At 68.1% G+C, this 14,684-nt stretch carries 7 protein-coding genes; 5 read left to right on the top strand and 2 right to left on the bottom strand.

Annotation, left to right across the window (positions count from 1 at the left end):
- Positions 1-13 precede the first annotated feature (13 nt).
- The 3 genes from AB0395_RS18570 to AB0395_RS18560 all read left to right on the top strand — a co-directional run bounded on the left by AB0395_RS18570 (position 14) and on the right by AB0395_RS18560 (position 4,350).
- Entirely contained in the window at positions 14-346 is a 333-nt protein-coding gene (locus tag AB0395_RS18570; protein WP_366282041.1) for a hypothetical protein, read from the top strand.
- On the top strand, positions 343-2,433 hold the full coding sequence (gene ligA, locus AB0395_RS18565; RefSeq protein WP_366282039.1) for an NAD-dependent DNA ligase LigA: 2,091 nt from the start codon (positions 343-345) through the stop codon (positions 2,431-2,433). Before AB0395_RS18570 ends, ligA begins: the two co-directional genes overlap by 4 nt.
- Before the next feature lie 813 nt (positions 2,434-3,246).
- On the top strand, positions 3,247-4,350 hold the full coding sequence (locus tag AB0395_RS18560; protein WP_366282037.1) for a helix-turn-helix domain-containing protein: 1,104 nt from the start codon (positions 3,247-3,249) through the stop codon (positions 4,348-4,350).
- Positions 4,351-4,767: 417 nt separating this feature from the next.
- Here AB0395_RS18560 and AB0395_RS18555 read toward each other — a convergent pair whose 3' ends face one another.
- Positions 4,768-5,358, bottom strand: coding sequence for a hypothetical protein (locus AB0395_RS18555; protein WP_366282035.1), 591 nt, complete (start codon positions 5,356-5,358; stop codon positions 4,768-4,770).
- On the opposite strand from AB0395_RS18555, the gene AB0395_RS18550 reads away from it, so the two are divergent.
- Positions 5,323-10,608 carry a glycosyl hydrolase family 18 protein gene (locus AB0395_RS18550; RefSeq protein WP_366282033.1) on the top strand — a complete coding sequence of 1,762 codons (5,286 nt, stop codon included), beginning with the start codon at positions 5,323-5,325 and terminating at the stop codon, positions 10,606-10,608. The genes AB0395_RS18555 and AB0395_RS18550 overlap by 36 nt on opposite strands.
- A 489-nt stretch (positions 10,609-11,097) precedes the next feature.
- Complete coding sequence (locus tag AB0395_RS18545; protein ID WP_366282032.1) at positions 11,098-14,040, top strand: M36 family metallopeptidase; 2,943 nt, start codon at positions 11,098-11,100, stop codon at positions 14,038-14,040.
- Between the two features lie 257 nt (positions 14,041-14,297).
- Here the strand turns inward: AB0395_RS18545 and AB0395_RS18540 are convergent, their stop codons facing one another.
- On the bottom strand, positions 14,298-14,642 hold the full coding sequence (locus AB0395_RS18540; RefSeq protein ID WP_366282030.1) for a VOC family protein: 345 nt from the start codon (positions 14,640-14,642) through the stop codon (positions 14,298-14,300).
- Positions 14,643-14,684 lie beyond the last annotated feature (42 nt).

The raw sequence follows: 14,684 nt of genomic DNA, 5'->3' as shown, positions 1-14,684 counted from the left end.
AAGTGCCTGCAGCGTGGAGGCCCCGTCGGTCGACCATGACCTGCTGCGGACCGCGGCGCTGAACCTGCGCCCGGCCACCGCCCGCGAACTGGGCATCGGCCAGAAGCAGACCGGCGACTACTACGCGGCGAGGATTCCCGGATACGCCGGGCAGCCGACCGGGATCCCTGCGGGCATGATCTACCTGCCGTTGGACCGCACCGGCAACTGCGCCGCACCATCCCTCCGCTGCAACCGCGTCACACCATCGACCGCTTCCGCCGATGGCTACGGACGTTCTGAACGCGCGCAGGCCTCGGACGGCCGGACGGAATTGTCGGTGCCATCAAGCATGATCGAACCATGACCGAGGAGCCCCCCATCGCTGTCCTGGACGACGACACGGCCTACGCCGAAGCCGTCCAACTGGCTGTTGACTCCGCCGCCGCGTACTACGCCGACGGCACCTCCACGCTCGACGACGACGCCTACGACAGACTCGCGCGCGGGATCCAGGCGTACGAGGAAGCCCACCCCGAGGCAGTGCTGGCGACCTCGCCCACGGGCAAGGTCGCCGGCGGCGCCGTGGTCGGAGACGTGCCACACATCGTGCCGATGCTCAGCCTGGACAACGTCTTCGGCGCCGAGCAACTGGCCGACTGGGCTACTTCGTTGGAGCGCAGGCTCGGACGCCCGGTCGCGGCGTGGAGCGTCGAGCCCAAGCTCGACGGCTTGGCTATCTCGGCCCGCTATCGTCGCGGGCGCCTGATGCAGCTCGTAACTCGCGGCGACGGCACTGCCGGCGAGGACGTCTCCCACGCGATTGGCACCATCGTGGGGCTGCCCGCCAGGCTGGCCGAGCCGGTCACCATTGAATTGCGCGGCGAAGTTGAAATGACGACGTTGCAGTTCGAGGAGGCGTGTGCCAAGCGCCAGGCGCACGACGGCACCACGTTCGCCAACCCGCGCAGCGCCGCCGCCGGCACCCTGCGCGCCCAGGACCGCCCCTATGCGTGCGAGCTGACGTTCTTCGGCTACGGCGCGCTGCCACACCCCGACGACACCTCCGAGCAGGCCGTGCGGCTGCGTGAGTTGCCGCACAGCGAGGTCATGGCGTGGGTCGCCGGCCAGGGCGTGCAGACCACCGCCGCCACCCCGGTCGCCGGGATCGTCGCCGAGACGCTGGAGCAGGTGCAGGAGCGCGTTGAGCAGATCGCCGCAGTGCGGCCGGAGCTGTCGTTCGGCATCGACGGCATCGTGATCAAGTGCGACCTCGCCGCCGACCAGGCGCAGGCCGGCTTCAGCTCGCGCGCTCCCCGCTGGGCGATCGCCTACAAGCTGCCCGCCACCGAAAAGATCACCAAACTGCTCGGTGTGGAGTGGAACGTCGGCCGCAGCGGCATCATCGCCCCACGCGCCGTGCTGGAGCCGGTCGTGCTCGACGGCAGCACCATCACCTACGCCACGCTGCACAACGCCTCCGACATAGGACGCCGGGGCCTGATGCTCGGCGATTCCGTGGTCGTCTACAAGGCCGGCGACGTGATCCCCCGGGTCGAGGCGCCGGTCGTGCACCTGCGCACCGGCGACGAGCGGCCGATCGCGATCCCGCAGGTCTGTCCGTTGTGCGGCGACGCGATCGATTCCTCACAGGAGCGGTGGCGGTGTGTGCGCGGGCGCGCCTGCCGGGTGATCGCCTCCATCGGCTACGCCGCCGGCCGCGACCAGCTCGACATCGAGGGCCTAGCCGAGAACCGCATCCAGCAGATGCTGGACGCCGGGCTGATCGTCGACTTCGCCGACCTGTTCTATCTGACCCGCGAGCAGGTGCTGGGCCTGGAGCGGATGGGCGAGACCAGCACCGACAACCTGCTGGCCGCCATCGAGCGGGCCAAGGCCCAACCGCTCAGCAGGGTGTTCTGCGCGCTGGGCGTGCGCGGCACCGGCCGTTCCATGAGCCGCCGCATCGCCCGGCACTTCGGCAGCATGGACGCCATCCGCGCGGCCGACGCCGAGGCGATCGAGGCGGTGGAGGGCATCGGCCCGAAGAAGGCGCCGGGGGTGGTGACGGAGCTGGTCGAGCTCGCCGACCTCATCGACAAGCTGGTCAAGGCCGGGGTGACCATGACCGAACCGGGCTGGACGCCACCCGCCGAGCCCGGCGCCGACGCGCAGGCGGACCCGGAGGCGGGCGGCACGTCCGGGCTGCCGCTGGCCGGGATGTCTGTCGTGGTGACCGGCGCGATGAGCGGAGCGCTGGAGGCGCTGACCCGCAACGAGATGAACGAGCTGATCGAACGCGCCGGAGGCAAGGCGTCCTCCAGCGTCTCGGCGAAGACGTCACTGCTGGTGGCCGGGGAGAAGGCGGGCTCCAAGCGGGCCAAGGCCGAGAGCCTGGGCGTGCGGATCGTCGGCCCGGAGGAGTTCGTCGGCCTCGTCGGCGCGCTCCTCTAATCGGGACCGGAGCTATAGAGGCGGGGGCTGGAGAGCAGATCGGCGGCCATAACCGCCAACCGCAGGCTTCAGATCACTCATGAGAGCATCTGCTCACAGTGGTGACGTTGTGGACTGCCTGCCGACTCACGCTCTCGCGCCGCGAGCGCCATCGCCGTTTTCAGGCTGCTGCGCTCGGCTGAGCGGCGCCCGCTTCTCCCTCCATTCAGGTTGCCACCAGGGCGATCGTGCCCGTGCCCCTAACCGGGTGTGAGCTTGCTCCGCTTTGACGGACACCGGCGGTGTGGTGTTCAGGCATTTGCGGAGCCGGGTATTCAACGGCTCTGCGATGACGTCGAGGTCAGCTTGGCTGTGAAGGCTGAGATCGCTGCCCTTCGTCGCCCTCGGTCAAGGGGGCGTTCCGGGTCTTCCAACTGGTCAACCGGTTCCAGACGGTCATCGCCGACGCCCCGAAACCTGCGCTGATCTCGGCGAACGCCTCGTCTTTTGGAGATGATCCAGTACGAGCAGGGCTCGGCGGCTGGGGTTGAACAGCCGCCAGGTGGAGCCGATCCGCTTACGGTGCCGGTACGACGTCGCGAAGAGGCGGGCAGTTTCGGGCGTGCCCCGAGAGCGCTCCGGCTGACGCATATCGCGTCTTTTTCATGCGCGACGTCGGTTCTCCAAACAATTCACCGATCTCTCGTGTCTAACGAGTCGCGGGAGATCCGCACCTTCCGAGACGCGAAAGGATCGTTTCGTGTGCGCCAGTGAATACGGGAGACCGGTAACTCTGTCCTTGACAGGGGCTAATTCCGTCATGGAAAAGCAGCGATGAACGAGACCGTGTTCCACAGCGAGGACCTGTCCGCTCCCGACCGGTTCGCCCGGTGGCACGAACTGACGGACCAGTCCCTGATGCCCACCGTGGTGCACAGCGACCACGAGGCCGACTTCCACACCACCATGCGTGTGCTCGATCTCGGCTCGACGCAGGTGTACACGGTGACCTGCCCGTCCCTGCGGTCGCGCCGTACCTCCGCTCAGGTCCGTGGGTCCGACCCCGAGACGTACTGCCTGTCACTCGCCCGGCGCGGCACCATGCGGATCACCCAGTTCGGCAGGCAGGCGACCGCGGGCCCTGGGGACATGGCGTTCTACGACAACTCACACCCTTGTCACGGCGAGATCGTCGCCGACGAGACCGGCGGTTTCGAGGGCCTGGTCCTGCAGGTCCCCAAGGCTGAGCTGTCGTTGCCCGCCGACGTGTTCACCTCCCTGGCCTCGGTCAGCCTGCCCTCCCAGGACGGTGTCGGCGCCCTGCTGCACCGCTACCTGGAGGAGCTGATGCGCAACTCCTCCGGCTACACCGCTGCCGATGCCTCCCGTCTGTCGGCCGTCACCGTCGCCCTGTTCACCGCGATGTGCGCCCACCATCTTGAGACCACCGAGACCCTGCCACCCGAGACCCGCCGGCAGGTGCTGAAGACGCGCATCCACGCCTTCATCCAGCACAATCTCGGTGACCCGGCGCTGTGCGCGGAGGCCATCGCCGTCGCCCACCGGATCTCCGTGCGCCACCTGTACCACCTCTTCGAGGAGCAGGGCCTGACCGTGGCGGCCTGGATACGTCGGTGCCGTCTGGAACGCTGCCGTCACGACCTGGCCGACCCGGCCCAGCGTTTCCTGCCGGTCCACGCCATCGCCGCGCGGTGGGGGTTCGCCAGCAACGCTCACTTCAGCCGCGTCTTCCGCGCCGCCTACGGTCTGTCCCCTGCCGGTTACCGCTCGTCGCGCGAATGGGTGTGGCGCGGTCGTGATCGGCGGAGAGGAGGGGGGCCACTCCCGCCGCCGGAGAACGCGTTCTCTCGTGAGGCCGTGCAGAAATCGTCAACGACGGGTACAGAAGCCGTCAATGACATATTGACTATAAGTTGACAAAATAGCCCTAATCCGCCCCCGAACAGGGGGTGGGGCCCAGCGGAGACCAGTCCCATCGGTTCGTGAACACGCGAGACATTTTCCCGTACGGCGGCGCGTAGTCGGCGCATGAGGCACAGATCCATCGGCACCTTCTTTCTCCGCTGACTCGGATCGGCGGGCGAGCCACGTACGCCCGCCGATCTGTTCCCCCATTGTCATTCTTCGCACGGAGGGTGATTTGTTGTGCGCTCCCGCGGCGCGGACCGGCTGGCCACCTGAATCATGGACTGCCGTAAATCCCCGTCCGGAAAACTCGCGAGCCATTTGACATGAACATTGACAACTCGTTCAGCGGATGCCCGCGATGCTCGTCCATCATCCAGGATTCGCGCTTTCGAGCGCACGACTGACAAGGAAGTCATGTCTCGGTTATCACCCCCCGAACGGCCGAACCCCGAAACGCGACCATCCCGGGGAAGGCGGAGACGCCGGATGGCCGCCTGGCTGGTCCCGGTACTCCTCGCGGGACTCCTCCAGCTGGTCCCACCCCTCGCGGGACCCGTCGCGGCGGAGGTCAACCTGAAGGCGATGACGTGGAATCTGTACGGGAAGAAGGCATCGCTGAAAGCCGTCCCTCGGCTTATGGGGGAACACGAAGTCGCCGTCGCGGCCCTTCAGGAGGTGGTCAACGGCGACTTTCTTGACCTTACCCCCGAACACCCCGATGTAAGCCGCTTCATAATGAACGGCAATGCCTGGACTTCCAAGAATGATCAGGTCGAGAAATACACGCTTGACGGCACAGGGGAAACCACCCCTGTGCGTGGAACCGCCTTTGTGGTCCGGTCTTTGAAAAAAAATGGCGATATCGTCAAGGATCGCGGCATCGCCATCGTCACCACCGAGGACGTCGGCGATGTCGCCACGAATGTGCGCATCGTCGACGTGCGTCCGGATGCGGATGGAGAGGCGTTTCCCGTTCTGGGGGTGAAACTGGACGGTGTCTGGTACTACTCCATTCACGCCTCGACCCAGACCCCGCGGGCGAACAACAACGCCGAGACCCTGGTCCGGGACCTCGCCAGCCTGCAGGACCCTTCCGGCTTCGGAGACGACTGGGCCGCGATGGGTGACTGGAATCGGTTCGCCTCTGACGACTCCTCCGCCTATCGAACGCAACGCGGCAGAGCTCCGAAGGGCGCGAGGGGTCGATTTCTCGAGGACCAGGAACCGTTGAAGGGAACGATCCCCATCCCCGGCATATCAGTCATTCACTCTGGAGGGCTCACCCACAGGCAGGGCGCCGAACTCGACTACATGGTGGCCAAGGGAGCTGGTGACGGCTACAAGGCTAAGCGAGCGAAATCGAGAAAAACCTCCGATCACTACCCCGTCTTCTTCGGTGACGACAGCGCCCCGGGCCCGGACACCTGCATGGACGACGCACCGCCCACGGCGAACGCGCCTCAGGCGGTCGTCGGCGAGGCCTGCCCCCTGGACGAGGGCATCGCGCGTGCCGCCGTCTCGATGGGAGACAGCTACATCTCCGGTGAGGGAGGGCGCTGGCAGGGCAACGCCAACACCTCGGGAGGCGACTCCTGGGGCACCGACCGGGCCGCCGACGGCACGCAGGTCTACGACGGCGGCAGCGCCTGTCACCGCTCCGACGTCGCGGAGATCAAGAGCGCGTCCGTCGGCGGCCCTCCGACCGACTGGGAACGGATTCCGAAGGAGCGCATGTTCAACATCGCGTGTTCGGGCGCCGAGACCAAGCACATCCTCACCGACGACTTCAAGGGTGAGAAACCACAGCTTGAGCAACTCGCCGATCTCGCCGAACAATATGAGTTGAACACCATCGTGGTCTCCATCGGAGGCAACGACCTTGAGTTCTCCAGCATCGTGGAGACGTGCGGGAAGAACTTCATGACCTTCGGAGGCCCATGCGCAGAACAGGCCGACGAGGATCTCAAGGGGCGGCTGGAGGGCGTGCGCCGTTCCGTCTCCAAGGTCCTGGACGGCATCCGCGACGTCATGATCGAAGCCGGGCGGGACATCACCGACTACAACCTCGTTCTCCAATCCTACCCGTCCCCGTTGGCCGCCCCCGAGGACGTGCGCTACCCGGGCAACCACTATGACCGGTACCTCCAGGGCGGCTGCCCCTTCTACGACGACGACCTGAAGTGGACGCGGACCGGCGCGATCAAGAAGATCGGCGACATGTTGCGCGGGGTGGCCCAGGACAAGCAGGCTCTCTTCCTCGACTTGGCGGACGCCTTCGCCGGGCACGAACTGTGCTCGAAGTCCGCCCGGCAGGCGAAGCCCGGTGAGACACTGACGACCCCGACGCCAGCAGCCGAGGCCGAGTGGATCCGGTTCGTGGACGGCCCCACCACGTCCGGCGAACGCGTCGAGGACATCCACCCCAACGCCTACGGCCAGAAAGCCCTCGGCCAGTGCCTCACCCTGGCCCTCATCCGGATGGAGCAGTCGCCGGGGCAGATGTACTTCCCGTGCGTCGGCACGCCGAACACGGTCCCCGAGGCGTCGTCGGTGACCCTGTCGCCCATCGACGACGCCGTGGAGACCGCCGACCCGTGGCGGGGCAACGGCGCCCGGCTCGGCGACCACTACCTATTCCAGGGCGGTAAATACGCCCGCTTCAACCCCGACGCGAACATGAACGGCTCGCTCGACCCGGACGGGAAGATCAAGTACGGCCAGACCGATGGATGGCTCGGCGAGGTGAGGGACACCGGGGACAACTGGCCGAGTTTGGAAGGCACCCCTTTCGCCGACGGCGTCGATGCGGTCTTCGAGGGCTCGACCAACAAGCACCAGCTGATGTTCCTGCGCGGCGACCGGTTCGCGCGGGTCGAGATGGAGAAGGGCACCGCCGACGACGTGCGTGTCAAGGGCCCCATGCCCATCAGAGACTACTTCGAGACGCTGCGGGGCACCGCCTGGGACAACACCCTGGACGCGGCCGTCGGAAACGCCCAGAACCAGGTACTGCTCTTCAGGAAAGGCGCGGTCGGGCTGATACAGGTCAGCATGGACGCCAGGAAAGACAAGTGGATCAAGGAGACGGAGTACGTCGAGAACGTGATCCCGGTGCTGAGGAACACGCCGTTCGCCGACCGCGTGGACGCGGCGCTGCTTCGGCACCAGGACTCGGACGCGATGTGGGTCGACCTGATCTCCGGCACCCAGGTGGTGACGCTGCGGGTGGACCTGGAGGACCTGTCGAAGAGCAGTCTCATGACGGGCATCGTGGGCCTTACGACCATGTGGCCCAGCCTGCGTGGCACGATCTTCGACTGGGAGGGCGGCAGCAAACGCCCGAACAAGCAGGACATGAAGACGGCCGCGGGCTCCCCCTTCGACGCCAACCGCGACGACCGGGAGCAAAAGCCCCTGGTGACGGGTGTGGGAGGAGCCAAGCCCCTGATGTCGGGCCCGCAGGCGCGCTGCCGCCCGGAGGGACTCGCGGAGACCCAGGGCGTGGACACCCCCTACTGCGAGGTGTACGACGCCGAAGGCCGCGAGTGGCTGGGCGGCAACGGGCACGACAGGCGGGTGGTCGGCTACTTCGCCGGCTGGCGCACCGGTGAGACCAACCAGCCGCGCTACCTGATGTCGAACATCCCGTGGTCGAAGGTAACTCACATCAACTACGCCTTCGCCAAGGTGGACGACGGCAAGATCTCCATCGGCGACACCGGCGACCCGAGGAACCCGGCCGTCGGCATGACCTGGCCCGACGCCCTCGGCGCGCAGATCGACGGCAGCCTGCCGTACAAGGGCCACTTCAACCTGCTGGCGCGATACAAACGGCAACACCCGCAGGTCAAGGCACTGATCTCGGTGGGCGGCTGGGCCGACACGCGTAACTTCTACGCGATGGCCACCAACGCCGACGGCAGCGTCAACCAGGCGGGCATCGACACCTTCGCCGACTCGGTCACCGACTTCCTCGACCGGTACGGCGCGGCGTTCGACGGGGTGGACATCGACTACGAGTACCCGAGCGCGTTGCCCAAGGCGGGCAACCCCGCCGACTGGGACCTGTCCGACCCCCGCCGCAAGGGGCTCCAGGCCGGTTACAACGCCCTGATGAAGACCCTGCGCGAGAAGCTGGACCGGGCGGGCGCGGACAGGGGCCGCTACTACCTGCTCACCGCGGCGGCCTCGGCCTCCGGCTATCTGGTGCGCGGCTACGACGCCGGTCAGGCCCTGCAGTATCTGGACTTCGTCAACCTGATGACCTACGACATGCACGGCTCCTGGAACAACTTCGTCGGACCGCAGGCCCCGCTGTACGACGACGGCAAGGACAACGAGCTGGAGGCCGCCAAGTTCTACTCGACGAAGGAGTACGACAAGACCGGCTACTTCAACGTCGACTGGGCCTACCACTACTACCGGGGCGCGCTGCCACCCGGCCGGATCAACATCGGCATCCCGTACTACACCCGTGGCTGGCAGAACGTCACCGGCGGTAACGACGGCCTGTGGGGCACCTCGGCACTGGCCGACCAGGGGCAGTGCCAGCCGGGGACCGGCCCCGGCTCGGGTTCGTCAACCCCCTCCTCCTGTGGCAACGGCGCCGAGGGCATCGACAACGTCTGGCACGACCTGGGCGGGGCCGGTCAGGAGGTGGCCTCGGGCTCCAACCCGATGTGGCACGCCAGGAACCTTCAGGACGGCACGGTCCCCGGCTACCTGCGCGCCTACACCAACCCCAACAGCGAGGCCGCCAGGCTGAAGGGCACCTACGAGGAGAAGTACGACAACGCCCTCAAGGCCTCCTGGCTGTGGAACCCGGACAAGAAGGTGTTCCTGTCCACCGAGAACGACAGGTCAATCGACGCCAAGATCGAATACGTCAGGGACAACAAGCTCGGCGGCGTCATGATGTGGGAACTGGCCGGCGACTACGCCAAGGACGACGACGGCGAGTACGGCATGGGCTACGACATGACCACCCGCCTTGACGACGGGCTGCGCGATGCAGGCGGCTACCGGACCACCCGCGCCGGTGGGACGAGCCCGTCCAACGAGGTGGTCGACGTGAAGGCCGAGTTCGTGGACTACCCCACGGAGAAGGACCCCACGAGTGGTGACGATCCCTTCTACCCGATGCGTCCGAAGCTGCGCGTCACCAACGGAACCGACGTCACGCTGCCCGCCGGGACCGAGATCTCCTTCGACATCCCCACCTCCGCGCCACCGCTGCTGAAGGACGAGAACTACCAGAAGTTTGGCAGGGAACTGGTTGTCGACAAGGGGCGTGAGGGCGCCAACACCGGGGGTCTGAAGGCCGACTTCCACCGCGTCACCCTCAGGCTCGGCTACTGCGAGGACCTGGCGCCGGGCGCCGCGCGTGACATCGTCCTGCGTCACTACCTGCCGCTCACCGGCCCGGCCAACGTCACCGTCAAGACGGGCTCCCACACCTACGGCTCGACCCAGGACGGCCGTCAGGGCACGACCACGGTCACCCCGGAGGTCCCCGACGGTGTCGACTGCCAGGCCGAACAGTGGCAGCCGCACCCCTACAACCCGCACGGCACCTTCGCCTTCGACAAGGACGGCGACAACTGGCGGATCGTGGACTGGGTCGGCGGCAACGTGCTCGACCACCCCGCCGACTGGGACACCGCCTACCTGGTCGAGAACCAGCCGGGTAACGAGAACCAGCTGTGGACGGTGGACGAGGACGGCGGCGCGGGCTGGTATCGCATCAAGAGCCGTGGCAAGTGCCTGCAGGCCGACGGAATCCTCAAATCGCTCAGTGTGCACGACTGCGACGGCGAACCACACCAGTGGTGGCAGCTGCGTGTCATGAAGGCGGGAGAGGACGACGTCGTCGTCACCGGCGCCCCGGCCACGGGCACCGGATACCAGCTGGTCTCCTTCGCCGACGAGGAGTACCAACCCGCCTACGTCGCCGAGGGCAAGAACAGCGGCAACACCCCCGGCACCGCCCTCGTCGCCGGTGACCCCGACGGCACGACCGCGGGCACCGTCATCTGGAACGGTTCCTACTGGCGGGCCAACTGGTGGACCACCGTCACCGACGAACCGGGCAAGGGGGGCGCCTGGCGGAAGCTCGGTCCCGTCTCCGGCGTGTCGCTCGCCCAGCGCCTCGTTCCGGGTGCCGGGAAGCCACGGGCCGGGGCGCCGACCGGTCCCCGCACGGGGCACCCGCCCAACCCGCACAGGAAACCCGCCCTCAAGGCGCCCAGAACCCCCAAGGCGTCCTGAGGCACCGTAGGACGACCGCCGCCCCGGCCTCCGAAACGGGAGCCGGGGCGGCGCGGGCCGCCGGGCGGCGTGACGGAGCCGGGTGAGATGGGGAGCGTACCGACCGGCATGACGAACCTTCCAGGGCGGGTGCGGCAGATAACACTACCGAGTCGGTTCAGGCCGGGCAGGCGGTGAGTTGGGCAGAAGCCGCCCGCGCCTGACCTGTGTGGCAGGTAAACGGAAGGCGGATCGAGCGTCGAAAATGCTCGGCGGGCTGATCAAAGAATACCGCTGAGCCGTTTTCCACGCCCAGAAAACTCCCATCCCAATCATTATGTGATGGATATTGAAACGACGCGGGTCGGGGCAATGTGCGACGCCCGCCAAACCCGTATCCGTTTACTTTCATACGCCGATTTTCGCGACTTGAATAGATATTGTATGGATTTTTGGTGCGTGATATCTCTGGCGCAGACGCGAAATTATCTGCGCTTTCAGAAGGGACATGTGTTGACCAGGATTCGATTACGCGCCGCAGCCGCAGCCGCAGCCGCAGCCGTCGGTGTCGCGACGCTGGTTCTCCCCCTCGCAACGACCGCCGGGGTGGCCCAGGGTTCCGAGGCCGCGAAGGGCGCGTCCGGCGCCAAGACCTCCGCGATCCTTAGATCTCCGGCCAAGGGGCACGGTAAGCCCGATCTGGACAACCGGCAGGGCAGGGTCCCGCCTCCGTCGGGCCTGAGCGCGCGGAGCGCCGGGCCGGGCGCCGAGGTGCGCTGGAACGCGCTCGGCACCCCGGCCGTCGTCACCGGGTCCGCGCCGCTGGCGGAGCACCTGGGCACCGACCCGGTACAGGCCGCCCGCGCGTACCTCAAGAGCCACGAGGACCTCTTCGGCCTGTCGGCCGCGGAGGTGGACGCGCTGGAGCGAATCGGGGTCAACCCGATCGGCCCTGGCCACGCCGTCCTGCTGCGGCAGCGCTTCGGCGGCCTGCCCTCGGGGGTGGACGGACTGGTCGCGGTCGCCGTCGCGGACGGGAAGGTGGAATACGTCGCCTCCTCGCTCTCGCGTGACACGGCCGCGCCCCCGGCCGCCGTGATCGGCGAGAAGCAGGCCGTGGAGATCGCGGCGAGGGACGGCGGCGTCGATCTCGCGGCGGTCACGACCAAGCGGGTGACGCCCGTGGCCGTACCGGCGCCCGACGGGGTGCACCGTGCCTACCAGGTCATATTGATCGCCACCGCCCAGGGCGGCGTTCCCGCCGGGTACACCACACATGTGGACGCGGTCAGCGGCGAGGTCCTGGTCCGTGACAACCTGGTGGACGGCATCGCGGACGCCGACCCCGGCAACCCGTCCTGGACGGTCTTTCCCGCCAACCCGCCGAGCGACTACTCCTCGGCCGACACCCGGCAGCGCTGGTGCTTCGCGGCCGGCCCCGGCTGCGACCTGGTGACCGGCGGTGACCCGGCGACCGGACAGGCCTGGGACGTGGACCCCGCCACGAACACCCCGACCCGCACCAGTTCGGGAAACGCCGCGCGGACCTACGAGAAGCGGGACAGGTACGAGGTGGAGCTGCCCGGCACCCGCGGCAACGCGCCGTCGCCGAGCCGCGATTACGCCTACCCCTGGAAGAACACCTGGAACGCCTCCAAGTGCGACCCGGCGACGCTGACCCGGCCCGGTGAGGCCGACCTGGAGACATCGATCGCCCACCTGCACGTGGGGATCAACCGCATGCACGACTGGTCCTACCGGCTCGGCTTCACCGAGACCGCGTGGAACATGCAGGCCGACAACCGCGGCCGCGGCGGGCTCGGCAACGACGCCGCGATCGGCAGCGCCCAGGTGGGCGCCCTGATCGGCGTTCGCCATTTCGGCGGTCAGGTCAACACCCCTGACGGGATCCCGCCGGGCACGTTCACGGCGCTGTCGATGCCGCAGGCCGGTTCATCGTACGGCCCCTGCGTTGACACCTCCTACGACCTGACGCTTATCGGGCACGAGTACAGCCACGCGATAACGAGTCGCATGATCGGCGGACCGGACGGCGGATGGATCAGCTGGCAGGGCGGAATGCTGGCCGAGTCCACCTCCGACCTGTTCGCCATGGAGTACCTCTACGAGTACGGCTTGCGCCCGTCCGGCGACACGCCGTACGTCATCGGCGGCTACTTAACCGGCGCCGCCGAGCGCGGCGTCAGGAACTACGACATGTCGAAGTCGCCGCTCAACTACAGCGACATCGGCTACGACAGGACGGAACCGCAGACTCACGAGGACGGTGAGATCTGGGCGGCGACCCAGTTCGACGTGCGCGAGGCCTTCCTCAAGCGGTACGGCAACGGCACCCTCGCCCAGCAGCGGGCCTGCGCCGACGGCCGCCGGCCCGTCGAACGGTGCCCGGGGAACCGGCGCTGGGCCCAGCTCACCTTCGACGCCCTGCTCCTGACGACGGGCGCGGGCAGCCTCGCCGACGAGCGCGACGCCCTGCTGGCCGCCGACCGCGTCCGTTTCGGCGGCGCGAACCAGGACATCATCTGGCGCGCGTTCGCCGGGCGCGGCCTGGGCGAGGGCGCGGACGGCGACAACGGCAACGATTTCAACCCGACGCCGAGCTTCGCCAACCCCAAGGGCGACAACGGCTTCCTGCACCTGACCTCCGACGGCGCCGCCGAGGGCGCGGTGCTGCGGCTCTACGTCGGCGACTACGAGGCCCGCGTGGTTCCCGTCGCCGACACCGACCCGGCCACCCCGCTCGGCGACACGGTGGAGATGACGCCCGGCGCCTACCGCCTCCTGCTCGTCGGCGGCGGCTACGGCCACACCCGGCTCACCTCCGTCGTCTCGGCCGGCCGCACCAACCCGATCCGGGTGCCGCCATCGCGCAACCTCGCCTCGGCCGCCGACGGGGCGACGGCCTCCGGTGACGGCGTCAACCAGGCCAAGCTGATCGACGAGACCGAGGCGACCAACTGGGCCTCGCTGACCGGCCCGCCCATCGGCAAGTCGGTCGTCGTGGACCTGGCGGGCGACCGGCCGGTGACCGTCCGCAGGGTCCAGGTCAGTGCCATGATCAGGGACGACTACCGCGACGAGGTCGATCCCTCGCAGACCCCCTTCTCGTCCCTGCGCTCCTTCGAGGTGCTCGCGTGCCGCGCGGACTGCGCCGACACGGCGAACTTCCACTCGATCTACACCAGCCGGCCGGACGCGTTCCCCTCGGTCCGTCCCTGGCCCATCGCCCCCCATATGACCATCAGGTCGTTTCGCGTGCCGGCGACCGACGCCACGCACCTGATGTTGCGCGTGCTCGGCTCGCAGTGCACCGGCAACCCGCTGTACGCGGGTGAGCAGGAGAACGACCCGGACTCCGCGACGGACTGCGCCACGGCCGGGTACAAGCCCGATGAGGTGCGTGCGGCCGAGTTCCAGGCGTTCTCCCACTGACGCCATGGACGGGGCGGCGCCGGTGACGCCGCCGCCCCGTGTCGAGGTAGCGCGACGCTCGGCGTCCAGAGCCTCGGTCATCGAGAACGGCGCCGGTGCCGTCGTACCGGGATCCGGGTATCCACGGCGCGGCCGATCGCAGCAACCTGGTCGCCTTGTGAAATCCGGACCGGACCGGTGAGCATTCTGCTCATCGCCGGCGTGGCGGCACCGGACAGTGCCGCGCACGTGACGGCGGCGACGTCCCGTTCATGAATCTACGGACCGACGAGGCAGAACTCGTTGCCCTCCGGATCACGCATGACCTGGAACGCGCCCACCTCGTCGCGCACGAGCCCACCAACGCACTCGCCGCCCAGCGCGGCCACGGCCTCGGCCGCCGCGGGGATGTCGTCGGCGGCCAGGTCCAGGTGGAGTCGGTTCTTGCCGGACTTCGGCTCGGGCACCTGCTGGAAGGCCAGCCGCAGCCCGCCCGGGGGATCGACGTAGGACCAGCCGGGATCGCGGTGCGCCGGAGTGCCGCCCAGCAGGTGGCCCCAGAAGACGGCGAGCTTCGCCGGGGACGCGCAGTCGACGACGATCTGACTCTGATGGGCGATCATCCCGCCGATCGTACGGCCCGTGCCGCACGCCCCGCACACGGC

The sequence above is a fragment of the Streptosporangium sp. NPDC051023 genome (genome assembly GCF_040689595.1).
GTDB lineage: Bacteria > Actinomycetota > Actinomycetes > Streptosporangiales > Streptosporangiaceae > Streptosporangium.
Note: the sequence above shows the minus strand (reverse complement) of the source record. Positions and strands in the feature narration are given on the sequence as shown.